This is a genomic window from Enterobacter sp. T1-1, from assembly GCF_000710795.1.
Classification (GTDB): domain Bacteria; phylum Pseudomonadota; class Gammaproteobacteria; order Enterobacterales; family Enterobacteriaceae; genus Enterobacter; species Enterobacter cloacae.
The window spans coordinates 16,985-40,377 of record NZ_JALW01000037.1; the positions used below are offsets into that span (position 1 = coordinate 16,985).

A 23,393-nucleotide genomic window follows, 5' to 3' on the forward strand; every position below is an offset into this window, starting at 1 on the left:
AGAAAAAACCGCCACGAAGGCCGGGTCGACGTAGCGCAACCCGGCACTTCAGCGTTGATATCAATCAGAACGACCAGCGCAGATTAGCGTTAACCGAGTTGACGCGGGTATCGGCACCATATTGCCCCTGATAGCCCACATCCAGCGTCGCTGCACGCGACAGTTGTACGCTCACGCCGATATCACCCACCATCACGTCCTCATCCACGGCCTGACCCTGGGTAATGAACGCGTCGCTGCCCGCAAATGCCATACGCGAAGAGGTATTCTTATCGCCATAGGCGTGCTGCCAGCCCAACGAACCGTAGAGGTTAACGTTCTTCGGCAATCCGGTCACACCACGCACCCCGAGGGTGGAATAGAAGGTGTTCATCGTTTCGTTACGTACGCTCAGCGCGGCGGCACCGCCGTCCTCCCTGAAACTGTCGGTATGCAGTCGAATCCAGGAGAGGTTAACAAAGGGCTCGACATTCATCTCTGGCTGGCCGAAACGGTAGCCCGCTTCGGTGAACGCCAGCAGCGAGTTGGCGTCGTAATCAGACTTCAGCCGATCCGAGAAGCCGCTGAAATCAACATTGCGCTCGCCTTCGATCTTGTGCCAGGTGTAACCCAGTGCGCCGCGAAGGGAGAACGCATCCCCTTGACCCGCTGCATACAGGCCGAGGTGATAGTTGTCGGTATCTGTTGAGGAACGACGGCTGTCGACGTCGTAATCACCGCGGCTGTAGCCGAAGTAACCACCGACACGTACGTTATGATCCGCCAGCTTACGATCTGCCCCCAGCAGGAAACCGGTGGTGTTGCCGTCCAGCTTGCCCACGTTACCGTCGCCGCTGCTTCGGCTCCAGGAGCTGAAGGTCTGGCCCCAGACGCCATTGTTTTGCGGCTCCGGCTGCTGCACCAGCGACATCGCTAACGGTGGTATCGGCAGGCTGTCGTTATCAAACGCGCGCTGCATACGCTGGTTTAACACATTAAACACCTGCGTGCTGCCGGCTATCAGGTTGGATTGCATTGACGGATAAACTTCTCCGGACAGCTGGTTAAACGCCTCGCGCGCTTCCGGTGCGCTCAGCACCAGTAGCGAGTTATACAGCGCCAGCGACGGGCCGCTTTGCGTGAGCGTGGAGAGCGCGCCGGCGGTATTCCACTGGTTGCTGCTCTTTGCCACGGTCTGGAAAATCCCTGGCTTGCCGCTGCCGGGGTTTTCACCGCCCGGGTTCTCACCACCCGGGTTTTCACCGCCGGGGTTTTCTCCTCCTGGATTCTCACCCCCCGGGTTTTCACCGCCCGGGTTTTCACCTCCAGGATTCTCGCCGCCGGTCTCTTTCTGCGCGATGGTCAGATCGACGGCGTCGGTGCTCTGCTTAAGCGCCACGTCCAGGAAGGCGGATTTGGAAATCGCTCCGGCGAACTGGCCGTCAATACCCCCGTTCGAGGTTAAAATGCGATAGCTTTGTCCCGTTTTATAGCTGGTTTGCGGATCCAGCGCGGTGACCTGTACCTTAGCCTGATTGCTGATGGTGGTTTTGCCCGATACCAGCAGTTGGTCGCTGCGGCCATCTCCCGCGATATCAACGTCATAGAAGGATTCGCCGATAAAATTCAGATAACGTTTCAGCGTCAGCGTGCCGATATCGCCATCCCCTGGTGAGATATGCCCGCCGGACAGGATCTCAGTCTGGCCCAACGTGCCGTTCCCCCCCAGCGTGCCACCGGCCTTGATTGACGCGGCGCTACTGTAACCTTGTCCGTTGTTAACGTCGGATCCCGCCGTCGCGTTGAGGATCAGCGTACCGCCGTTCTCGGCGCTAAGGGTCTGAATCTCAAAAATATCGTCTTCTGGCTGGGTGTTGATGTTGCTGGCAATAATGACTTTGCCACCGCGCGCGGTCACGTTCGCCTGAAGCGCCGAAAGATCGCCGTTCAGCGTTGTCTGCCCGGAGGTATTTATCACCTCACCTTCGCCACTCATCTTGTTGCTGAAGACGTAATTTTCGTCGGTATGGTTGAAATAGACATAACTGCCGAATAGCCCGCCACGCAGGCTGATTGCCGTCTTCGCATCGAGGGTACCCGCGCCGCCTGCCGTACCAAGCGTTGGCTCAGTTATACCCGTGCCGGTGTCCATGTTGCCGCGGCTGCCGATGATGAGCGCCCCCCGGTTCGAACCGGAGCCCGATGTCCCTACAATCAGCGCATTGCTGCCTGCGGAAAATGAACCGCCGTCAATAACCGACAGCACGCCATTGCCATAATCGCCCACGCTAACGCTGCTGTCGCTGGTAAAGCGCGAGTCTTTGCCCGCAATAACCAGCTCGGCGGTTTTTCCGGCCCCGGAAACGCCCGCCACCTGCACGCCGCCAACGTTAACCGCTCCGCCGTTCAGCACGTCCAGGTCGCCATTAAGCGTCAGCGTACGGCCAACATTCCACTGTGAGCCGCTCCCCATGACGGTGGCTTTCGGGCTCAGTGTGTCAGTTTCATCTGGCCCGGTACCATTGCCGATGCGCGCATCGTAGGTGGTATTGAGCGCGGCGCCGTCCTCAATCGCCAGCGTGGAGCGTGCGCCCAGATCGGTACCTACGCTAAGGAAATTACTGGTTACGCGAGATCCGGCGCCCGTGGCGATAAGGTGGCTGTCGTAGCCGCGGGTGGTGCCGACAACGATCTCTTTTGCGCTCGCCAGCGCGCCCTGTTCGACTCGCAGGGTGCCGAGGCCAAGATTCAGGTCGCCGCGCAGGACGTACTGATCGTTCACCGCGTTAAGCTCAGCGTTTGGCCCACGGACTGTGACCACGCTTTCATAAATTTGGCCGTCGAACAGCCGACCGATATTGATGTTATAGGCGGTGATTTTGCCATTATCGATCAGCAGGTTTCCGCGTTGATTGCGTCCAACGTAAACGTCTCCGGTGTAACCCAGCGTTTCGGTAATACGCGAGTCGCCATCAAAAATGGCATCGGCTGCACGCGCGAAATCGGCAGGTGAAAGCAGTAACAGCGGCGCGGAAAATAGAGCGAGGTAAAGCCTGGAAAGCGGCGTCTTTACCGCTAAAGAATGCGATGTAGAGTTATTCACAGGGTATCTCCGTACTCATTAGCGTGATGTCTGGAAAATCGGTTTTATATGAAAAATGCGATACGACAGAAAAAGTAAAAGGCGTAATATGTGTACGCCTTTTGATGTGAAGTTAATTATTTATGGGTGACCACAGGTGTACAGGTTGGCGCGCTCAGCGTCGGGGCGGATCCTAAAATCCCTGGCATCATCATCGATGAGCAATCGAAAATACGCCCTTTTTCCGTCGTAGCGCGATAAGACAGCTTTTGCCCTCCCAGTGCATCCGGTTGGGCGCCATTAACATTGGTTACGGTTATTTCATCCGATGAGCCCAGCCCCAGCATTTTAGCGGTTTCCGCCTGCAGAAGTGGAATGGCCTGATCGGTTTTTAGCGTGGAACAACCGGCTAGCATCAACGTAACGGTTAAAAAGAGTAGTGGTTTTTTCATAAATTATCCTTTATATCCAATCAGTTAATTTCGCTGATTGTATTTATGTTTTCTATTACTCAAATCTGCGAATAATATATTTCCCTTTCCTAATCGAAAAAACCCTCCTAAAGTAGGGTGGGTAGATAATAATTCATCCGTACTCTCTAATATGCGAAGGTAAAAGGAGGATCCTTTGGGGCAGAATTATGCGTTGGTCGTTGATGACCATCCATTGGTAGCAAGCGGTATCGCCAATTTTCTGATTACACATTGCCGATTTAAGCAGGCGAGTGTGGTGACGAATGAGGATGATTGCTACCGTCAAATTAGGGATAATGGCCCGCCACGTTTGCTGGTAATCGATTTTTGGCTCTCGTCCGGTACCGCGTTGAAATTACTCAAAGAAGTAAAACAACTTTACCCACAGGTAAGGCTCCTGGTGGTTAGTGGGGATGATAATAACGATATCTGGCAGAAAGTTCACGCCGCCGGGGGGCACGGTTTCGTATTGAAAAGCGAGCCACCTGAAATGTTTTCACGGGCCGTTTTTGCCCTCACTGATAATCTCACCTGGTTTCCTGAGGGAAACGAATTTTCCGTTGAGTCGAATAATGAGAAGTTAAGTAAATTTAACTTAACGCCGCGACAAATAGACGTGTTAAATATGATTATGCGTGGCCTGCCAAATAAAAGAATTGCCGCGCAACTTTCTATTTCTGAGCCTACAGTCAAAGAGCACATCAGCAATATATTGAAAAAGATAGGCGTTAACAGTCGGGTCGAAGCCATCACGCTTCTGCATGGCAAACGGGAACCGTCGGAATGAGATTTTTACAGAGCTTACAGAACGCTGGCATCTCTCCTCCCGCGCAGATCCGTTTGCTAAATAATACCTTTTTGCGGCTGGTGTTCAGTTTCAGCGCTGTCCCTTTCGTCGGTATTCCTTTCGCCATCTGGATTAATTTGCTGGGCGATGAACTCGGCCCAACCATTACCTGGATAATTATTTACCTGCTATGTGCCGTGGCGATCCGAATATTGCACCGACGCTACCAGCGCGAAGCGAAAGAGCATGATGAAGCGGACGTCCTGCGCCGCTGGCTGCCGCGTATAAATAAGATCGCTTTTATTCACGGGCTGGGGATTTCATCTCTCTATTTAATTACGCCGCAGACGCAGAACTTTGACTTTTTCCTGCTCCTCAATATCAGTATTGCCGCCATCGTTGCCGCCAATGCGACGCATCTGACGCCGGTCATCAGCACCTTTACATGCTTTTTCTTCGCCTCCTGGGGTGTACTGAATCTTGGCATTATCTGGCGGCTGGACGATCTGATGTTCATTGTGCTGATGTTGAACCTGCTGTACGGCTTCGCCATTTACCGCCATGCATTAACATCGCACGCGTTCTTTATTCAGCAGGCGCTGCTTGAGGAAAAAAGCTCACGCCTGGCAGAACAGTTTCGCCAGGCCAAAGAGGAAGCTGAGCAGGCGCTGCTGGATAAAAATCAGTTCCTGACGACCGCCAGCCACGACCTGCGCCAACCGGTACACGCCATGGGGTTTCTGATCGAAGCGATTATCCACCGAAACCAGGACGACAGCCTCACGCCCCAGCTGCTTGATCTGCAGCAGAGCGTCCGTTCGGTGCATTTGATGTTCAATTCCCTCCTTGACCTCAGCAAGATTGAATCCGGGAATGTGCTTACTGCCCCTGCCAGAGTGGACATCGGCGCGCTGCTCGACTCGGTGATCACGCTGTTTCGCGAAGAGGCAAACAGCCGTGCACTCAGGCTGCGCACCTGGCGGCCTAAACGCCGCATCTACGTGATGGGCGATCCGCTGCTGGTGCGACAATCGCTCATTAACCTTATTCAAAATGCCCTCCGCTACACGCTACAGGGCGGCGTGCTGGTCGCCATCCGACCACGTGGTGACAGGTGTATGGTGGAGGTGTGGGACACAGGTGTCGGTATTGCCGATGACGAGAAAGGTAAAATCTTCTCACCTTACTATCGCCCCGAACTGGCCTGGAAGATCGACAGTGCAGGACACGGGCTGGGTCTGGCCGTCGTTGCCCGCTGTGCCAAGCTGATGAAGGTGAAGTACGGGATGCAATCCATTGAAGGTAAAGGTTCACGCTTCTGGATGTGCTTTACCCAATATGCTGGCGAAGAGATCGCGCCGGAGATGCCACCCGCCTATGACAACATCGCCACGCCGGTACGCTATGCGCCGCTGCACGGTTCCTGTCTGGTGGTTGATGACGACCCGCTGGTGACGTCTGCCTGGGAGAGCCTGATGAGCATCTGGGGAATCAACGTGCGCTGTGCGGCCTCCGCTGAAGAAGCGTTCGCTATCATCGACGATGGCTTCACGCCGTTCGCCGTGCTGTGCGACCAGCGTCTGCGATCCGGCGAAAGCGGCTTCGACATCCTGAAAGCGCTATTTGAACGTCTGCCGGACATGAGTGGCGCGATGGTCAGCGGCGAATTTAATTCGCCGGTTCTGCTGGAGGCGGAGCAGGAAGGGTACATGGTGCTACGTAAGCCTCTGGAGCCGGCTAAACTGCATGCGTTGCTGACACAGTGGTCGGGGAGTCGTGGATAGAAGGGCGTGTAGAAGTATTGATTTTTTGCGGGTTCCAAATTACTTACCGATTTGATTTCTTTCGAAAATTCTTTTGTTATTTATTGTGAAGTCCCAGAGAGTGGGTCTTATTTCATTTTATAAAACATAAAGGTGAATATTAATAAGTAGAAATCCTTTCGATTCGATTCCTTTAGAATCGTTGTAATGACATCTGCGTTACGCGTGTTGTATACTTAATACCCAATGAAACACAGGAGGACAACACCATGCCAGCTGCAAACACTATGGCGATGAAACGCGAAACCCTGAACCTGCGTATCAGGCCTGCCGAGCGAGATCTTATCGATCGGGCGGCGAAAGCGAGAGGGAAAAACCGCACTGACTTTGTGCTGGAAGCAGCCCGCGCTGCTGCGGAAGAGGCACTGATCGAACAACGCATCATAATGGCCGATCCAGAGGCTTATCAGGAATTTCTGGCTCGTCTGGATCAGGCTCCAGCACCTAATGCCACACTGCGTAAAACTATGCAGACCCCTGCGCCGTGGGAGCGGGAAAAATGATCTCTGCCCCAGAGCCCCTTCACGCCGGTCATATTCTTACTCCATTTTGCTGTGGTGTGGATTCGATGGATAACTGGCTGAAGCAGCGGGCGATGAAAAATCAGGTCAGTGGTGCATCCCGTACCTTTGTCTGTTGTGGCAACGATTCTAACGTTCTGGCTTATTACTCGCTGGCATCCAGTGCGGTCATGACGAATACCGCACCCGGTCGCTTTCGTCGCAATATGCCCGATCCCATCCCGGTTGTTGTGCTGGGACGCCTGGCGGTAGATCAGTCTCTGCATGGGCAGGGCGTTGGTCGGGCATTGGTACGCGATGCTGGGCTGCGGGTGATCCAGGTGGCGGAGACCATCGGCATTCGCGGAATGCTGGTTCATGCGCTGTCGGATGAAGCGCGGGAATTTTATCTGCGGGTGGGGTTTGAGCCATCGCCAATGGATCCGATGATATTGATGGTGACGTTGGGGGATTTGATGGCGAGTATTTAGCAGATATACAGAACTCTTTAGTATTGAATAAAGAGCTCTATGGCTACTATCCCAACCTCGATTCGCCCTTTATTTACCGTTCCCTTCAATCACAAAACCGACTTCACGGAACTCGCGGATAACTGCGAGCGTTTTAGGGAAGCGCCATGATCCTGTGCCGAAACGTTAAAAGCACCGCGTTGGCTAAGAACATAAAGTAGGAAGCATTGAGCTGTTAGACTGGCTCAAAAGCAAAAACCCGCCTTTTGGGCGGGTTCTTTAAATAGTGGTGCCCGGACTCGGAATCGAACCAAGGACACGGGGATTTTCAATCCCCTGCTCTACCGACTGAGCTATCCGGGCAACGGGGCGCATTAAACCCGATTCACTCTCCGCCGTCAACGAAAAATGTTGTTTTCGTTACAGGATGCACAATCTCTCACCAGTTCGTCGCAATCTTAAGCGAAAAAGTGGGTCCACAGCGCGGAAAGCGGCATGGCGAGCAGCAGGGCGGGCAGCATATTCACCACCGCGAACATCTTGATCCCGCAGATGCGCAGCCCTGTTGCCAGCAGGAGCAGACCGCCAACGGCGGTAAAATCTGCCATCATTGCGGGCGTGGTCAGCGGAAGGATCAGGGTGGCGCAGGTGGCGAGAGCCAGCTGAATCAGCAGCATTGGCACACAAATCGCGGCCACCGCGATACCGAGCGTGGTGGCAAAAATCGTAGCGGTGAAGAAATCGAGAAACGCCTTCGCGATTAAAATGCTGGGGTCACCGGTCATCCCTTCCTGCATCGAACCGAAAATCCCGGTGCCGCTGGCGCAAAAGAGAATAATGATGGCAACGTAGTTTTGAATAAACGTCTCATGGGTGCCGTGTTTGGCTTTGCCCGGACGGGCTATCAGGTTTTTCGCTTTGCTGACCGCGTTGTTAATCCCCTTTTCCAGATAACAAAACTCGCCAATCAGCGCCCCGAGCAGGGTGGCCAGCACCATCACCGGCAGGTTGGCGCATTTGATCACCAGCAGAATGCCAATCCCGAGGGAGGCCAGTCCAAAAATGGAGGGCATAGAGACGCGAATACGCTCCGGTAATCGCTGACTTAACACTGCTCCGAGTACGCCGCCCAACAATACGGCACTCGCGTTGATAAATGGCCCGATAACCACGGAAAACTCCTGTTACTTAATCATAGGTATTGCATGATTATGACACGCCAGCGCTTTTTTACGCTTAGCTTTGGGTGGTGAAGTGCATACTGATTCCTTCTTGCACCTCAAAATAAAAGGTGACATTATTGCGCGAATTTTCTCCTCCCTGTCTCACCGTTCGGTGAGGGTATATAGCGCCTATGAAAACCATGAAAATCGCCGTCAGCCGTGAGCTGGTTTCCACTGTGTCCACGCATCGCGAAAAGGTGACGCTGGATAACACTGATTTTACCGATGTGGCGGCAGTCGTCATTACGCTCGCGGAGAGTCGCAGTGGCATTCTTGCGTTGCTGAAACGCACGGGCTTTCATTTACCGGTCTATTTATTCTCGCAAGAGCCGACGGACGTGCCCGATGGCGCCACGGCTGTCATCTCGGGTAAAGCGCAGGAGTTCCTGGAACTGGAGTCTGCCGCCAGCCGTTACGAAGAGAACCTGTTACCGCCGTTTTTCGACACCCTGAGCCAGTATGTTGCAATGGGCAACAGCACCTTTGCCTGTCCGGGTCACCAGCACGGGGCGTTTTTCAAAAAACACCCGGCGGGACGACAGTTCTATGACTTCTTTGGCGAGAACGTTTTTCGCGCCGATATGTGCAATGCCGACGTGAAGCTCGGCGATCTGCTGATCCACGAAGGTTCCGCCAAGCATGCGCAAAAGTTCGCCGCGAAAGTGTTCAACGCGGATAAAACCTACTTCGTGCTGAACGGTACGTCGGCGGCCAACAAGGTGGTGACCAACGCGCTGCTGACCCGTGGCGATCTGGTGCTGTTTGATCGCAATAACCACAAATCCAACCATCACGGGGCGCTGATTCAGGCGGGCGCGACGCCGGTGTATCTGGAAGCGGCGCGTAACCCGTTTGGCTTTATCGGTGGGATTGACGAACACTGCTTTGACGACGCGTACCTGCGCAATCTGATCCGCGATGTTGCGCCGGAGAAAGCAGACGAGCCCCGCCCGTTCCGCCTGGCAGTGATCCAGCTTGGCACTTACGATGGCACGATCTACAACGCCCGTCAGGTGATCGACAAGATCGGCCATCTGTGCGATTACATCCTCTTTGACTCTGCGTGGGTGGGCTACGAGCAATTTATTCCGATGATGGCGGAAACCTCCCCGCTGTTACTGGAGCTGAACGAGAACGATCCGGGCATTTTCGTGACCCAGTCGGTGCATAAACAGCAGGCCGGGTTCTCGCAAACCTCGCAGATCCATAAAAAGGATAACCACATCCGGGGTCAGGCGCGTTTCTGTCCGCACAAGCGCCTGAACAACGCATTTATGCTGCACGCCTCCACCAGCCCGTTTTATCCCCTGTTTGCAGCGCTGGATGTGAACGCAAAAATTCACGAAGGGGAGAGCGGACGCAGGCTGTGGGCGGAGTGCGTCGAGCTGGGGATTGAAGCGCGTAAGGCGATCATTGCAAATTGCCATATGATCAAACCGTTTATTCCGCCAGTGGTGGCAGGCCGTCCGTGGCAGGATCATCCAACTCAGGCCATCGCCAGCGAACGTCGCTTCTTCAGCTTTGAGCCGGGGGCCAAATGGCACGGATTTGAGGGCTATGCCCGCGATCAGTACTTTGTCGATCCGTGCAAGCTACTGCTGACCACGCCGGGCATCGATGCTGAAACCGGGGAATATACTGATTTTGGTATTCCGGCGACCATCCTTGCGCACTATCTGCGGGAAAATGGCATCGTGCCGGAGAAGTGCGATCTGAACTCGATCCTCTTCCTGCTGACGCCTGCCGAAAGCAGCGAGAAGCTGGCGCAGCTGGTGGCGATGCTTGGCCAGTTTGAACAGCATATTGAAGACGATACGCCGCTGGCGGACGTGTTGCCGACCATCTATCAGAAATACCCGGTACGCTACCGGGATTACACACTCCGCCAGCTGTGTCAGGAGATGCACGATCTCTACGTCAGTTTTGATGTGAAAGATCTGCAGAAAGCGATGTTCCGCAAGGAGAGCCTGCCCGCGGTAGTGATGAATCCGCAGGATGCCAATCAGGCGTACATTCGCGGGAACGTGGAGCTGGTGCGCATCCGTGATGCGCAAGGGCGCATTGCCGCCGAAGGCGCGCTGCCGTATCCGCCTGGCGTTCTGTGCGTGGTGCCGGGAGAAGTCTGGGGCGGGGCGGTGCAGCGCTACTTCCTTGCGCTGGAAGAGGGGATTAACCTGCTGCCGGGCTTCTCGCCGGAGCTGCAGGGCGTTTACAGCGAAAAGGATGCCGACGGGATTAAGCGGCTTTATGGGTATGTATTAAAGTAGCCCCCTCACCCTAACCCTCTCCCCAAAGGGGAGAGGGGATTGCACGGAGCCGTCTTTTCACCCTCGCCCCTTTGGGGTGAGGGGTGTTAAGCCGCACTACGCTTGTACATCCTCCGCGGATGCCCAATCTTGCCGTACAGCATCTCCACCGTCAGAAAACCTGCCTCCACGCAGTGCTCCAGATAGCGCCGGGTGGTGGTTTTACTCAGCCCCGTTTCACTCACCACCTCATCCACCGTAAAACAGTGCGTCGCCTTGTCGTTAAACAGCGCCTGCACCCGCGCCAGTGTATTTTCCTCAATGCCTTTGCTGCCGTTGTCCTGGCGGTAGTTTTTCGCCTGTAGCTGGTATAAAGAATCGACGTTCTGCTGGTCAACAATCTTCCAGACCCGCTGTTGCTCAGCAAACTGCACAAAACGCTCCAGCGACTGGCTGAGCCGCTTCCAGGAAACCGGCTTCAGGATGTAATCAAACGCCCCGTTACGAATGGCCTGGCTGCAGGTGTCCATATCGCTGGCGGCGGTGATGAAAATCACCGAACAGTTGGCGCGGGCGAGCATCGGGTTACTGATAAGGGTGATGCCTTTCCCGTCCGGCAGGTAGTTATCCAGCAACATCAGCTGCGGCTGTTTACTTTCAAGCTCAACCTGCGCTTGCGCCAGCGACGAGGCAATCCCCACCAGTCTAAGACGCGGATGTTTGCCGATCAGCTCTGCGTGCAGTTGCGCCAGTTCGTTCTCGTCTTCAACTATCAGTACGTCGATAAGTTCATGTTGCATAATCGGTATCTTCCTGTTCCTGTGCGGGATGCCGGGCGGTTCCCGTGGCGGGGATAAACAGTGAGAAAATCGCCCCCCGCGGCGTATTATCGGCAACCTCAATTGCACCGCCAGCCTGTGTGACATAGCTTTCGATCAGATACAAACCAATGCCGTGATCGCCGCGCGTTTTGGTGGTGATGCCGCGCTCAAATATCCTGTCACGGATCTCCGGTTTAATGCCAACGCCCTGATCGGCCACTTCGATGATGAGTTCTTGTTCGCTCAGTTTTATCAGCACTTCCACAGGAGCATGCGGAAGCGGCGAGCGCTGGGTCGCTTCAATGGCGTTATCCAGCAGGTTGCCAATGATAGAAATCAGCGCCTCTTCAGGCAGCGCCAGGAACGGTCTGTCCAGACGACAGGTCGGGTCGAAGTTCAGCTCGACGCCTTTCTCCCGCGCCCGCGCGGCTTTCCCCAGCAGCAGGCCGCACAGGGTCGGGGAGCTGAAGCGCGAAGAGATAAAGTCCAGCAGCTCCTGAGCGTGTTCCGACTGCGCCTGAATGTAGCCAATCGCCTCCTCGTAGCGGCCCATATGCAGCAGGCCGGAGAGGGTAGTCATCCGGTTTAGCTGCTCGTGACGCATAATGCGCAGGTTATCAACATAGCGTTTGACCTGGCTGAGCTGGGCGCTGAGCGAGTCGATCTCGTTGCGATCGCGGAAGGTGATCACCCAGCCCTGCAGAGAGTTCTCAAGCATGATGCGCACCCGGCTGGCGATCACCGTGAGATCGTTAAAGCGGCAAATCTCGTCATGGGTATCTTTGGCGAGCATCGTTTGTGTTTCGAAGAACGGAACAGGATCGATTACCTCGCTTATCAGCTGTCCGCGCAGTTCCCGGGCCGGCTGGCTCAGGCCCAGCAGTTTGCGTGCCGCCTGGTTAATCACTTCTATTCGCCGTTCATCGTCAATGGCGATCACCCCTTCATAAATGGACTCCATCATCGCCTTCTGCTGGCGCACCAGCAGACCAATCTCTCGCGGCTCCAGGGAGAAAATCTGCTTCTTGATACTGCGGGTAAAGAACCAGGAGAAGATAAAGAGGGCAAGCAGTAACAGTACGGCGGCGATCAGGATGTTAACCACTTTACTGACGGTGATGGTTTCAAGATAGCTGGTGAGATAGCCTACCGAGACAATTCCCACTACCTGACCGGCATCGTTAAAAATGGGCGCTTTGCTGCGCAGCGAAATGCCTAATCCTCCCTTGCGGATGGTGGTGGTGCTTTTACCGCGCAGGACCTCTTCGTTGTCTCCGCCGACCAGCGTATGGCCCACTCTGTCGGCAAAAACGGAATGAAACAGATGCAGCCCTTTGTTATCGCCAATCACAATAAAACTGGCATCACTGTGGGTGGCTATTTTCTGCATAAAATCGTGAATGGCGTTGATATCTTTTTGTTCGACCTCTTTTCGTAATGACGGAATAAGGGCGATCTCTTCCGCTTGTATTTTTGCGCGTGCGCTCATTTCCTGATAAAGCTGTCGGCTAACGTCGACATAATAATATCCGCCCAGCAAAGCAAAAAGCACTGAGAAAAAGACAACCAGCGAAACAAACAGCTTAATCTGAAACGATACTTTCATAACAATCACGCGTGGTATCAACGAAGTTTGTCAATATATCATCTTTTTTCGCGTGGATACCCGCTTTGCCGAAAACTTGTGATCCCTTGCACAGCAAGGCCTGCAAAAGAATTATCTGAAAGGGTTTTCCCTTAAACACCACCGTGTAAATGTTATTTGTTTGTTCGGTTTAGAAAAGAAACCATAAAAACCACGGCAATAAATAAGGGGCAAATCACATTAAATAAAAGAAACCATTAAAACCATAGTCGCCATTAAAACTTCGCTTTTAATATGCCATTCCTCACATAAAGTAAGCCTTTGTGACTCTAAGCTGAACGCACAAAATAACTAAGGGGCTTATTATGAGCACAACTGACGATTCTTTCTCTGTTACCCACGACCCGATTGATATTCAGCGGCCATCGCTCAAAGAGCGCTGGTGGCATATTATGGATACCTGGAAAATCGGGATTATTCCTCTGCCGCTGTTTGTCCTGGCGGGCGTGCTGATTGCCATTGATTGTCTGGGCGGAAAACTGCCAAGCGATATCGTGGTGATGGTGGCGACGCTGGCGTTCTTCGGCTTTGCCTGCGGTGAGTTCGGCAAACGCCTGCCGATTGTCGGCAAGCTCGGCGCGGCGGCGATTTGCGCCACCTTTATCCCCTCCGCGCTGGTCTATTACGGCCTGTTGCCGGATGTGGTAGTGGAATCCACCACTAAGTTCTATAAATCCACCAACATTCTTTATCTCTACATCTGCTGCATTATTGTCGGCAGCATCATGAGCATGAACCGCACCGTGCTGATTCAGGGCTTCCTGCGCATCTTCTTCCCGATGCTGTGCGGCGAGATCGTCGGCATGCTGGTGGGGATGGGCGTGGGTCTGGCGCTGGGTCTTGAGCCGTTCCAGATCTTCTTCTTTATCATTCTGCCGATTATGGCAGGCGGCGTGGGCGAAGGGGCTATCCCGCTCTCCATCGGCTACGCCACCCTGCTGCACATGGATCAGGGCGTGGCGCTCGGTCGCGTGCTGCCGATGGTCATGCTCGGCGGACTGACCGCTATCATCATCTCCGGCTGTCTGAACCAACTGGGCAAGCGTTATCCACACCTGACCGGTGAAGGTCAGCTGATGCCGAACCGCGCGAATGCCGATGCCACCGTTTCTCAACCGGCGTTCTCTGGCAAAGCGGACGTCACCACCATCGCCTCCGGTGCGTTGCTGGCGGTGCTGCTCTACATGCTGGGCATGCTCGGCCACAAGCTGATTGGTCTGCCTGCGCCGGTTGGCATGCTGTTTATGGCGGTGCTGGTGAAGCTCTGCAACGGTGCCTCTCCGCGTCTGCTGGAAGGCTCTCAGGTGGTGTACAAATTCTTCCAGACCTCGGTGACCTATCCCATCCTCTTCGCAGTCGGTGTGGCGATCACCCCATGGCATGAACTGGTCGCGGCCTTCACGCTGACTAACCTGCTGGTGATTATCAGTACCGTCTCTTCACTGGTGGCGACCGGCTTCTTCGTCGGCAAAAAGATTGGTATGCACCCGATTGATGTCGCCATCGTCTCCTGCTGCCAGAGTGGCCAGGGCGGTACCGGTGACGTGGCGATCCTGACCGCAGGCAACCGTATGAGCCTGATGCCCTTCGCCCAGATTGCTACCCGTATCGGCGGCGCGATTAACGTCTCTATCTCACTGCTGATTCTGGGCAACTTCCTCGTTTAAGTTTTCAGGAAAGAACAATGAAACTCGCAAGCTTTTTATACCAGGGAAAACGCAGCTACGGCATCGTCCAGGCCGAAGGTGTGATTGATTTAGGTCGCCGTCTCGGCGACCGCTACAGCGACCTCAAAGCGCTGCTGCAGGGCAACGGGCTGGCGCAGGCCACCCGTTACCTGAACGATGCCGTGGACGTGCCGATGAGCGCCATCACCTTCTTACCGGTGATTGAGCAGCCGGAAAAAATCCTCTGCGTGGGCATGAACTACGCCGACAAGCGCAAGGAGTTTGACCAGCACAACCCGGCACCGACGCTGTTCGTGCGCTTCCCGGATTCGCAGACCGGCCACAACGAGCCGGTGCTGAAGCCGCGTCACTCCAGCGAATTCGACTACGAAGGCGAGCTGGCGGTGATCATCGGCAAGGGCGGGGAAAACATCAGCCGTGACGAGGCGCTGCGCCACGTGGCGGGCTACAGCTGCTATATGGACGGCTCCGCCCGCGACTGGCAGCACACCTGGTTTACAGCCGGTAAGAACTGGCGTCAGACCGGCGCGTTTGGCCCGTGGATGGCAACGGCCGATGAGATCCCGGACCCGCACAGGCTGGCGATCCGCACCTGGCTGAATGGCCGCATGGTGCAGGAAGATAACACCAGCAGCATGATCCACAAGGTTGCGGAGCTGATCGAGTACATCAGCACCTTTACCCGCTTAAGTCCGGGCGATGTGATCATCACCGGCTCCCCGGGCGGGGTGGGTAAAAAGCGTAATCCGCCGCTGTTTATGAAAGAGGGGGATCGCATTGAAGTGGAGATCGAGCATATCGGTCATCTGAGCAACGTGATTGTGGAAGCGCCAGCCATCGGGCTTGCGGCGGCACACTGAGAAAGGCGGCATGAACAGTCAACCCATCGATTTTCGCCACACGCTGGTGGCGAAACACCCGGAACGCTTAAGCCAGATCCGTTACCTGCTGGCAGACAGCGGCCTTGGCCTGGACAACGACATCACGCTGTTTGTCGAAGCCTGGTCCGGCGCGCAACTGGTGGGTTGCGCCGGTCTTGCCGCCAACGTCATCAAGTGTGTGGCCGTGAACGAGCAGCTTCGCGGCGAGAACCTCAGCGCGCGCTTGCTGGCGGAGGTGCAGAATGCGGCGCTGGAGCGCGGTCATTTTCACCTCTTCCTCTGCACGCGACCGTGCAATAAGGAGCGCTTTGCGCGTAGCGGCTTCTGGCCGATTGCCCAGAGCGGCAACAACGCCGTGCTGATGGAGAACACTCCGCAGGGGATCGAGCGTTACTGCCGTTCCCTGGGCAGGATGCGCAAGGGCGGGGAGAAGACTGGCGCGATAGTGATGAACGCCAACCCGTTCACCCTCGGCCACCGTCATCTGGTGGAGCAGGCGGCGATGCAGTGTGACGCCCTGCACCTGTTTGTGGTGCGTGAAGATGCCTCGTTCTTTCCGTTCAGCGCGCGCCTCGGAATGGTGCGTGCGGGCGTCGCGCATCTGCCAAATGTGACCGTGCACGAAGGCTCACAGTACATCATCTCCCGCGCCACCTTCCCGGCCTACTTTTTGAAAGAGACCGGCAAAGTGCAGCAGGCGTGGAGCGAAATCGACGTGCTGATCTTCCGCGACTTTATCGCACCGGCGCTGGGCATTACCCATCGTTTTATCGGCTCCGAGCCGTTTTGCGATATCACCCGTCAGTACAACCAGACGCTGCACGCCTTGCTGAGCCCGCAGATTGAGGTGGTGGAAATGCCGCGCATCAAGGCCACCGGCAATGCCATTTCAGCGTCCGAAGTGCGCCGCTTGCTCAAGACTCAGCAGTTTTCCCGGATCCGGGAGATTGTCCCGGACTCCACCTTCGCGCACCTCGAAACACACTACCGTGCGAGTGCCGAAGTCGCTTAACTACCAGGAATTTATCATGAAAATTGTAAGGGAGGCGCTGGCCGGAACGCAGGAGTCCAGCGACCTGATGGTGAAAATTGCTCCCGCTCACGGCGAGCTGGAGATAGTCATCCACAGTGAAGTGATTAAGCAGTTTGGCGAGCAAATTCGCCAGGTGGTCAACGAGACATTGCGCGCCATGAACGTGCACCAGGGACTTATCATTATTGAAGACAAAGGGGCGCTGGACTGTGTGATCCGCGCCCGCCTGCAAAGTGCGCTTCTGCGTGCTGCCGATGAACAGGCCATTAACTGGGGGGCGCTGAAATGAGCAAACTCCGCCGCAGTATGTTGTTCCTGCCGGGCGCCAACGCCGCCATGCTTTCAACCGCGTTTATCTACCGTCCAGACTCCATAATGTTTGACCTTGAAGATGCCGTTGCTCTGCGCGAGAAAGACACCGCGCGAATGCTGGTGTTCCACGCCCTGCAGCACCCGATGTATCAGGACATCGAAACCGTGGTGCGCATAAACCCGCTGAGCACGCCGTTTGGCTTGCTGGATCTGGAAGCCGCCGTGCGCGCCGGCGTGGATGTGATCCGCCTGCCGAAAACCGACACCCCGGACGACATCTACGAGCTGGAAGGCCACCTTGAGCGTATCGAGCAGGAGTGCGGGCGCGAGGTTGGTTCCACCCGCGTGATGGCGGCGATTGAATCGGCCATTGGCGTTATCAACGCCGTGGCGATTGCCCGCAGCTCGCCGCGCCTGATCGGCATTGCGCTGGCGGCTTTTGACTACGTGATGGACATGCAGACCGAGCGCGGCGACGGCACCGAGCTGTTCTACGCCCGCTGCGCCGTGCTGCACGCCGCTCGCGCAGCAGGCATCGACGCCTTCGACGTGGTGTGGTCAGACGTTAACGATGAGGCCGGATTCCTGCGCGAGGTCGATCTGATCCGCAAGATGGGCTTTAACGGCAAATCGCTGATTAACCCGCGCCAGATAGACCTGCTGCATAACGCCTACGCGCCGACCCAGGAAGAGGTGGATCACGCCCTGCGGGTGATTGAAGCGGCAGAAGAGGGCGAACGTAACGGCCTTGGCGTGGTATCCCTCAACGGCAAGATGGTGGATGCACCGATTATTAACCACGCGCAGGTGGTGCTCGAACGCGCGGCGGCCTCCGGCGTGCGTCGGTAAGGATGACACAATGAACCAGACAGAACTTCTCCATGTGAATTTTCCCCATCTGCGGGAGTTAAAACCGTTTGATACCGCCCACAGCGCCACGCCGTGGCTGGCGGACAGCGACGCGAAACACAGCCGTAAACTCTGCGCCTCCATTGAAGAGGCGGTGAGGCGTAGCGGCCTGAAGGACGGAATGACCATCTCCTTCCACCACGCGTTTCGTGAAGGCGACCGGGTGATCAACACCGTCGTGGCGCTGCTGGCGCGGATGGGCTTCAAAAACCTGACCCTCGCCTCCAGCTCGCTGATGACCTGCAACGACGCGCTGATCGAGCATATTGCAAGCGGGGTGATCGCCCGGATCTACACCTCCGGCATGCGTGGCAAGCTGGCGGATGCCATCTCCCACGGGCTGATGGACGAGCCGGTACAAATTCACTCTCACGGCGGGCGCGTAAAGCTGCTGCAGGACGGTGAGCTGAACATTGACGTGGCGTTTCTTGGCGTGCCGTGCAGCGATGAGTTTGGTAACGCCAACGGCACGCACGGGAAATCGTGCTGCGGCTCGTTGGGCTACGCGATGGTGGACGCCCATTTTGCCCGCAAGGTGGTGTTGTTGACGGAAGCGCTGGTGCCGTTCCCCAATATGCCCGCCAGCCTGGTGCAGGATCAGGTGGACTACATCGTGCAGGTGGAGAGCGTGGGCGATCCGGCAAAAATCAGCGTCGGCGCGGCGCGCGTCACCAGTAACCCGCGCGAGCTGATGATTGCCCGCTATGCGGCGGATGTGATTGAGCACTCCGGCTATTTTAAACCGGGCTTCTCGATGCAGACCGGCTCCGGCGCGGCGGCCACCGCCTGTACCCGCTTTATGGAAGAGAAGATGGAGCGCAGCGGCGTGAAGGCACGCTTTGCGCTGGGTGGCATCACCGGCAGCCTGGTGGATCTGCACGAGAAGGGGCTGATTGAAAAGCTGCTCGATACCCAGTGCTTCGACGGCCAGGCGGCGGCCTCGCTGGCGCGCAACCCGAACCACGTGGAGATCTCCACTAACGTCTACGCCAACCCCGGCAGTAAGGCGGCAAGCTGCGACCAACTGGACGTAGTGATCCTCAGCGCGCTGGAGATTGACGTCGATTTCAACGTTAACGTGATTACCGGCTCCGATGGTGTGATGCGCGGCGCGTCCGGCGGGCACTGCGACGTGGCCGCCGCGGCGAACCTGACCATCGTCGTTGCGCCGCTGCTGCGTAGCCGCATTCCGACGGTGGTGAAGCGCGTTACCACACGCCTCACGCCGGGCGAAAGCATCGACGTGCTGGTCACCGATCACGGCATTGCGGTCAACCCGGCGCGCCCGGAGATCCGCGAACGCCTCATGGAAGCAGGGCTGAAGGTTGTGGATATCAACGCCCTCTATGAGCGGGCAATTTCGCTGACAGGCGTACCGAAACCAATTGAATTCACCGACAAAATTGTCGGGGTGATCCGCTACCGCGACGGCAGCGTGATCGACACCGTTCGACAGGTAAAGGAGTGAATATGACCATTGCGACACCCGTGCGGGCGGGTGTCAGCCTGGACGCGCTGCTGGCGGCGAAAGAGCGCCGCGCAGCCCGTCAGGCTGACTGGCTTACGCACTATCAACAACCGGTGATCTCCCTCACGCTGGTAACACCCGGGGAGATCAAAGACAGCCTGCGCTATCGCAACACCATGGGCGTGGCGTTACAAATGTGCGACCAGCTATTGTGGGAAAACCGTTGGCAGGTGCTGGACCGCCAGGTGCTGTGGCTCCCGACCGGGCCCGAAGCGCTGTGGTGCGTGGCCCATCCCGCGGCAGAAATCAAAGCCCACTGTGCGGAGCTGGAGCAGACGCACCCGCTTGGCAGGCTGTGGGATCTGGATGTGATTTGCCCTGAAAACGGCCACGTTGGACGTCAGTCGCTGGGCTCAAATCTCAGACGCTGTCTGATTTGCGATGAACCTGCCCACGCCTGTTCCCGTTCGCGCAAACATCCTGTGGAGCAGGTGGTGGCGCGCGTGGAGAAGATGATCGATGACTGGTTTGCTCGCGACTAAACCGCGCCCGCTTGACGTCCCCGCGCTTGCCGCAGAGGCGCTGTGGCAGGAGCTGGCGCTGACACCGAAACCGGGGCTGGTGGACAGGCTCAATAACGGCTCCCATCGCGATATGGATCACGCGCTGTTTGTCCGCAGCATTATGGCGATTACGCCGTGGTTTTCGCGCTTTGCTGAGCTAGGTAACACGCATGCCGATAAACCCGCAGGCGAACAGTTACGGATCCTCCGCCCGATGGGGATGGCCTGTGAGCAGGCGATGTATGCCGCGACGAACGGGGTGAACACGCACAAAGGGGGCATTTTTGCCCTTGGTTTACTCTGCTTCGCCGCCGGGCGTGTGAAAAATATCTCCGCAGAAAGCCTCTGTTGTGAGGTGAGTAACATTTGCCACGGGCTGGTTTCGCGAGAGCTGGCCGAACGCAGCGGGCAGGCGACGGCGGGGGAGCGGCAGTTCCGGCAGTACGGCTTAACCGGCGCGCGCGGCGAGGCGGAGAGTGGTTTTGCGACGGTGCGTAAAGCGCTGGCGCAGTGGAACGGACATTCACTTCACGGCCTGCTGTTACGCCTGATGGCAATCAATCAGGACAGCAATCTGGTGTCGCGCGGCGGCATTGAGGGGCTGGGCTACGTTCAGGACTATGCGCGGGAACTGCTGGCTGACGGCTGGGATGGTGAAGCGTTGCGTAGAATGGATAACGCATTAATTGAACGCAACCTGAGCCCGGGCGGCAGCGCGGATTTGCTGTCGGTGGGGTGGGTGCTTGCTGCAATAAAATAGCCGGGTGGCGGCTTCGCCTACCCGGCACAATAATCAATGCGCGACTGGCTGTGCGCCGTGCGGTTCGCGTACATGCTTGTACTGGAACAGCACGATAAACGCGAAGAACAGCACCAGCGAGTATGCGGCGAAGATAAGCCACACTGGCTGCCAGTCGGTAATGCCGTTGGTGGTATACATCTCAACCACTTTACCGCTCACCACACCGCCCAGGATACAGCCGAAGCCGTTGGTCATCATCAGGAACATACCCTGTGCGCTGGCGCGGATTTCAGGTTTCACCTCTTTTTCCACAAACACCGAACCGGAGATGTTGAAGAAGTCGAAGGCGCAGCCGTAAACAATCATCGACAGAACCAGCAGCACGGTGCCGAACGGGCTTGGGTCGCCGTAGGCGAACAGACCGAAGCGCAGCATCCACGCGGCAATACTGATCAGCATGACGTTCTTGATGCCGTAGCGGCTCAGGAAGAACGGGATGGTCAGGATGAACAGCGTCTCAGAGATCTGCGAGATGGACATCATTACCGACGCATGCTCAACGATAAAGCTGCCTGAGAACAGCGGGTTATTATCGAAGCTGTGCAGGAAGGTATTGCCGAACATGTTGGTGATTTGCAGTTCCGCGCCCAGCAGCATGGAGAAGATAAAGAAGATCGCCATGCGTTTGTTTTTAAACAGCGCGAAAGCGTCCAGGCCGAGCATGGTGCTCCAGCTCTGGTTTTTCTGCTGGTTAGATACCGGAATATGCGGCAGCGTCAGGGTAAACAGTGCCAGCACCACGGAGAGCGCCGCACCGATGTAGAGCTGCATATGGCTCAGTTCAAAGCCCGCGAAGCTCACGCCCCACATTGCCATAATAAAACCGATGGTGCCCCAGATACGGATAGGCGGGAAGTCGGTCACGATATCCATATCGGCGGATTTCAGGCGGTAGTAGGAGATGGTGTTGATCAGCCCAAGCGTTGGCATGTAGGCCAGCGAGTTAAGCAGGATCACCATAAACATCGCCCCCGGCGTGGTGACCTGGGCTGCCATAAACAGCGTCCCCGCACCCACCAGGTGGCAAAGCATGTACAGCCATTTCGCACTCAACCATTTATCCGCCACGATCCCCAGCAGCGTTGGCATAAAGACCGCCGCGATACCCAGCGAGCTGTAGACGGCACCGATTGACGCACCATCGAACTTGAGCGTCACAAACATATAGGAGCCGAGTGTAGTCAGCCAGCTACCCCACAGGCAGAACTGCAGAAACGACAATATTTTAAGCTGCAGCTTAAGGTTCATGTTACTTTCCTCACAAGTGAGCGGGAGATATGTTGTTATAGGAACATTCAGGGTTGTTATTTGATGCAATTCTATCAGTTGGCAACGATATGTTTTGTTACCTCCCGCAAAAAAATGCAATCCACATTAATTTGCAGTTTGGATTGTGATGCAAATAACATTTTCGTATGGGTGGGGTGAGATGGGGTAGGTGCGGCCTGATGCCCCCTCACCCTAACCCTCTCCCTTTGGGAGAGGGCAGGGTGAGGGGTGTTATTTTCTAGCGGCGACGATAGTTCTTCTGCGCCGTATTCACCTTATACAGATAACGACGGGATTCCGCAGACGGGTGGCGGGTGGTGAGGGTGGCGTACACATCCCCCGGCGCCATGCTGTTGATGATATTTGCGGCCTGCACTTTGTCATTCGAGAAGACACGCAGCACGCTGCCTGCACCGCCGTTGTACGCGGTAATGACCGCATAACGACGTGAGGTTGGGTTATCAATCCCGCCCAGATAGACATTATTCAGCATCGCCAGATAGGCCGTACCGGTATCAATGTTGCTTTGCGGGTCAAACAGATAGCTACGGCTCGGCGTGCCGGATTTCCCCTGTGCGCGGAACACGTCTTTACCGGCGCTGTGCTGGACAACCTGCATCAGCCCCAGCGCGTCGGAACGGCTCACGGCGTACGGGTTAAAGGACGATTCGGTCTGCATGATCGCCAGGATCAGCGACTCATCCACGCCATATTTACGTGACGCCTGACGCACCATGCCCAGATACTTATGCGCACGCTTGTCGAGGTGGTTCGGCACCAGGTTAATTGTGACGCTATAAATCACTTTCAGGCCGTTGGTACGGCTTTTCAGACGCGTTTGCAGCAGATAGTCGGCGAATTTCGTGGCGCGGCCTTCCCAGCGGATAGGCTGACCGGTCTGGTCCACGACCTGACCGTACAGGAACGGCTCTTTAGAAATGGTAATGTCGTCGGCGTCGGAGTAGAGATCGATAGATCCCGGATCGTCGCCCATCAGCAGGGTTTTGATAATGGCCTGCCGTAAATGCGCCGCAGGGTCAGTCCCCGCGATGGTTTCAACCGTGATCGTACCGTCATCGAAGTTGATGTGGCTACGGGTCTGGTAGGCGTCGGTGTACTTAACGTAATCCTTAGGTCCGGCGATAAGAACTTCGTTAAATCCCCATATGTTCTCGATGTTGTGGGCAAACTGCCCCATCAAAATATCAAAACCGTTGGTGTCCTTAACCCAGGCTTCATTGTATTCATCGCCTTTTTTGGATGAACACGAGACAAGCAACGGCGCAACAAGGGCTAGCGCTAAAATTTTTTTCATCATTCCGGGAGTGCGTGTTGTGTTTGCTTGAACGGCGGGGTTTCCCCCGCGCGCTGTTATTTTTTCGGCGGCGGATAACCTTCGATGTGGGCGTCTTTACCCTT

Annotated in this window: 20 protein-coding genes and 1 tRNA gene; 13 read left to right on the top strand and 8 right to left on the bottom strand. The window is 56.0% G+C overall.

Annotated features, from left to right (window positions below):
• Positions 1-64: 64 nt before the first annotated feature.
• Together AK59_RS0113020 and AK59_RS0113025 are read right to left on the bottom strand one after the other, a co-directional pair.
• On the bottom strand, positions 65-3,082 hold the full coding sequence (locus AK59_RS0113020; protein WP_029882964.1) for an autotransporter outer membrane beta-barrel domain-containing protein: 3,018 nt from the start codon (positions 3,080-3,082) through the stop codon (positions 65-67).
• Between the two features lie 116 nt (positions 3,083-3,198).
• A complete protein-coding gene (locus tag AK59_RS0113025; protein ID WP_013098694.1) occupies positions 3,199-3,513 on the bottom strand; it encodes a lipoprotein in 315 nt (104 codons plus the stop codon).
• Between the two features lie 175 nt (positions 3,514-3,688).
• On the opposite strand from AK59_RS0113025, the gene AK59_RS0113030 reads away from it, so the two are divergent.
• The 4 genes from AK59_RS0113030 (at position 3,689) to AK59_RS0113045 (ending at position 7,135) form a co-directional block, all read left to right on the top strand.
• Positions 3,689-4,321 carry a response regulator transcription factor gene (locus AK59_RS0113030; RefSeq protein ID WP_013098693.1) on the top strand — a complete coding sequence of 211 codons (633 nt, stop codon included), beginning with the start codon at positions 3,689-3,691 and terminating at the stop codon, positions 4,319-4,321.
• Positions 4,318-6,105, top strand: a complete 1,788-nt coding sequence (locus AK59_RS0113035; RefSeq protein WP_029882965.1) for a hybrid sensor histidine kinase/response regulator — start codon at positions 4,318-4,320, stop codon at positions 6,103-6,105. Before AK59_RS0113030 ends, AK59_RS0113035 begins: the two co-directional genes overlap by 4 nt.
• A gap of 248 nt (positions 6,106-6,353) precedes the next feature.
• Complete coding sequence (locus AK59_RS0113040; protein ID WP_029882966.1) at positions 6,354-6,647, top strand: type II toxin-antitoxin system TacA family antitoxin; 294 nt, start codon at positions 6,354-6,356, stop codon at positions 6,645-6,647.
• The gene (locus AK59_RS0113045; RefSeq protein WP_029882967.1) at positions 6,644-7,135 is read left to right on the top strand and encodes a GNAT family N-acetyltransferase; all 492 of its coding nucleotides are present in this window, start codon (positions 6,644-6,646) and stop codon (positions 7,133-7,135) included. The genes AK59_RS0113040 and AK59_RS0113045 overlap by 4 nt, the downstream gene beginning before the upstream one ends.
• Before the next feature lie 266 nt (positions 7,136-7,401).
• Here the strand turns inward: AK59_RS0113045 and AK59_RS0113050 are convergent.
• Positions 7,402-7,477 (bottom strand) — tRNA-Phe (locus AK59_RS0113050).
• A gap of 95 nt (positions 7,478-7,572) precedes the next feature.
• Positions 7,573-8,286, bottom strand: coding sequence for a DUF554 domain-containing protein (locus AK59_RS0113055; RefSeq protein WP_013098689.1), 714 nt, complete (start codon positions 8,284-8,286; stop codon positions 7,573-7,575).
• Positions 8,287-8,468: 182 nt separating this feature from the next.
• Between AK59_RS0113055 and AK59_RS0113060 the strand changes: the two genes are divergently transcribed.
• Positions 8,469-10,604 carry an ornithine decarboxylase gene (locus tag AK59_RS0113060; RefSeq protein WP_029882968.1) on the top strand — a complete coding sequence of 712 codons (2,136 nt, stop codon included), beginning with the start codon at positions 8,469-8,471 and terminating at the stop codon, positions 10,602-10,604.
• An 86-nt stretch (positions 10,605-10,690) separates the two neighbouring features.
• Here AK59_RS0113060 and AK59_RS0113065 read toward each other — a convergent pair whose 3' ends face one another.
• Positions 10,691-11,383, bottom strand: a complete 693-nt coding sequence (locus AK59_RS0113065) for a response regulator (RefSeq protein WP_013098687.1) — start codon at positions 11,381-11,383, stop codon at positions 10,691-10,693.
• Positions 11,373-13,010, bottom strand: a complete 1,638-nt coding sequence (locus AK59_RS0113070) for an ATP-binding protein (RefSeq protein ID WP_029882969.1) — start codon at positions 13,008-13,010, stop codon at positions 11,373-11,375. Before AK59_RS0113070 ends, AK59_RS0113065 begins: the two co-directional genes overlap by 11 nt.
• 344 nt (positions 13,011-13,354) lie before the next feature.
• On the opposite strand from AK59_RS0113070, the gene AK59_RS0113075 reads away from it, so the two are divergent.
• The 8 genes from AK59_RS0113075 to citG are packed head-to-tail and all read left to right on the top strand — an operon-like array spanning position 13,355 to position 20,663.
• A complete protein-coding gene (locus AK59_RS0113075) occupies positions 13,355-14,716 on the top strand; it encodes a 2-hydroxycarboxylate transporter family protein (RefSeq protein WP_029882970.1) in 1,362 nt (453 codons plus the stop codon).
• Positions 14,717-14,733: 17 nt separating this feature from the next.
• Positions 14,734-15,597 (top strand): fumarylacetoacetate hydrolase family protein, encoded by an 864-nt coding sequence (locus AK59_RS0113080; protein WP_029882971.1) that lies wholly within the window; start codon positions 14,734-14,736, stop codon positions 15,595-15,597.
• 10 nt (positions 15,598-15,607) lie between these two features.
• Positions 15,608-16,630 (top strand): [citrate (pro-3S)-lyase] ligase, encoded by a 1,023-nt coding sequence (gene citC / locus AK59_RS0113085; RefSeq protein WP_013098683.1) that lies wholly within the window; start codon positions 15,608-15,610, stop codon positions 16,628-16,630.
• Positions 16,631-16,646: 16 nt separating this feature from the next.
• Entirely contained in the window at positions 16,647-16,940 is a 294-nt protein-coding gene (citD, locus tag AK59_RS0113090) for a citrate lyase acyl carrier protein (protein WP_013098682.1), read from the top strand.
• Positions 16,937-17,812, top strand: coding sequence for a citrate (pro-3S)-lyase subunit beta (citE, locus tag AK59_RS0113095; RefSeq protein WP_013098681.1), 876 nt, complete (start codon positions 16,937-16,939; stop codon positions 17,810-17,812). The genes citD and citE overlap by 4 nt, the downstream gene beginning before the upstream one ends.
• 10 nt (positions 17,813-17,822) lie before the next feature.
• On the top strand, positions 17,823-19,340 hold the full coding sequence (gene citF / locus AK59_RS0113100; protein WP_029882972.1) for a citrate lyase subunit alpha: 1,518 nt from the start codon (positions 17,823-17,825) through the stop codon (positions 19,338-19,340).
• A gap of 2 nt (positions 19,341-19,342) precedes the next feature.
• On the top strand, positions 19,343-19,882 hold the full coding sequence (gene citX / locus AK59_RS0113105; RefSeq protein WP_029882973.1) for a citrate lyase holo-[acyl-carrier protein] synthase: 540 nt from the start codon (positions 19,343-19,345) through the stop codon (positions 19,880-19,882).
• On the top strand, positions 19,860-20,663 hold the full coding sequence (gene citG / locus AK59_RS0113110) for a triphosphoribosyl-dephospho-CoA synthase CitG (protein WP_029882974.1): 804 nt from the start codon (positions 19,860-19,862) through the stop codon (positions 20,661-20,663). Before citX ends, citG begins: the two co-directional genes overlap by 23 nt.
• Before the next feature lie 33 nt (positions 20,664-20,696).
• Here the strand turns inward: citG and AK59_RS0113115 are convergent, their stop codons facing one another.
• Positions 20,697-21,953 (bottom strand): nucleoside permease, encoded by a 1,257-nt coding sequence (locus AK59_RS0113115; RefSeq protein ID WP_013098677.1) that lies wholly within the window; start codon positions 21,951-21,953, stop codon positions 20,697-20,699.
• Between the two features lie 259 nt (positions 21,954-22,212).
• The gene (gene mltC, locus AK59_RS0113120; protein WP_013098675.1) at positions 22,213-23,289 is read right to left on the bottom strand and encodes a membrane-bound lytic murein transglycosylase MltC; all 1,077 of its coding nucleotides are present in this window, start codon (positions 23,287-23,289) and stop codon (positions 22,213-22,215) included.
• Positions 23,290-23,393 lie beyond the last annotated feature (104 nt).

Excerpts from the sequence above, each read along its gene's own strand:
- AK59_RS0113025 (WP_013098694.1), bottom strand. The coding sequence starts at position 3,513 with ATGAAAAAACCACTACTCTTTTTAACCGTTACGTTGATGCTAGCCGGT.
- AK59_RS0113035 (WP_029882965.1), top strand. The coding sequence starts at position 4,318 with ATGAGATTTTTACAGAGCTTACAGAACGCTGGCATCTCTCCTCCCGCG.
- AK59_RS0113040 (WP_029882966.1), top strand. The coding sequence starts at position 6,354 with ATGCCAGCTGCAAACACTATGGCGATGAAACGCGAAACCCTGAACCTG.
- AK59_RS0113045 (WP_029882967.1), top strand. The coding sequence starts at position 6,644 with ATGATCTCTGCCCCAGAGCCCCTTCACGCCGGTCATATTCTTACTCCA.
- AK59_RS0113060 (WP_029882968.1), top strand. The coding sequence starts at position 8,469 with ATGAAAACCATGAAAATCGCCGTCAGCCGTGAGCTGGTTTCCACTGTG.
- AK59_RS0113065 (WP_013098687.1), bottom strand. The coding sequence starts at position 11,383 with ATGCAACATGAACTTATCGACGTACTGATAGTTGAAGACGAGAACGAA.
- AK59_RS0113070 (WP_029882969.1), bottom strand. The coding sequence starts at position 13,010 with ATGAAAGTATCGTTTCAGATTAAGCTGTTTGTTTCGCTGGTTGTCTTT.
- AK59_RS0113075 (WP_029882970.1), top strand. The coding sequence starts at position 13,355 with ATGAGCACAACTGACGATTCTTTCTCTGTTACCCACGACCCGATTGAT.
- AK59_RS0113080 (WP_029882971.1), top strand. The coding sequence starts at position 14,734 with ATGAAACTCGCAAGCTTTTTATACCAGGGAAAACGCAGCTACGGCATC.
- citC (WP_013098683.1), top strand. The coding sequence starts at position 15,608 with ATGAACAGTCAACCCATCGATTTTCGCCACACGCTGGTGGCGAAACAC.
- citD (WP_013098682.1), top strand. The coding sequence starts at position 16,647 with ATGAAAATTGTAAGGGAGGCGCTGGCCGGAACGCAGGAGTCCAGCGAC.
- citE (WP_013098681.1), top strand. The coding sequence starts at position 16,937 with ATGAGCAAACTCCGCCGCAGTATGTTGTTCCTGCCGGGCGCCAACGCC.
- citF (WP_029882972.1), top strand. The coding sequence starts at position 17,823 with ATGAACCAGACAGAACTTCTCCATGTGAATTTTCCCCATCTGCGGGAG.
- citX (WP_029882973.1), top strand. The coding sequence starts at position 19,343 with ATGACCATTGCGACACCCGTGCGGGCGGGTGTCAGCCTGGACGCGCTG.
- citG (WP_029882974.1), top strand. The coding sequence starts at position 19,860 with ATGACTGGTTTGCTCGCGACTAAACCGCGCCCGCTTGACGTCCCCGCG.
- AK59_RS0113115 (WP_013098677.1), bottom strand. The coding sequence starts at position 21,953 with ATGAACCTTAAGCTGCAGCTTAAAATATTGTCGTTTCTGCAGTTCTGC.
- mltC (WP_013098675.1), bottom strand. The coding sequence starts at position 23,289 with ATGAAAAAAATTTTAGCGCTAGCCCTTGTTGCGCCGTTGCTTGTCTCG.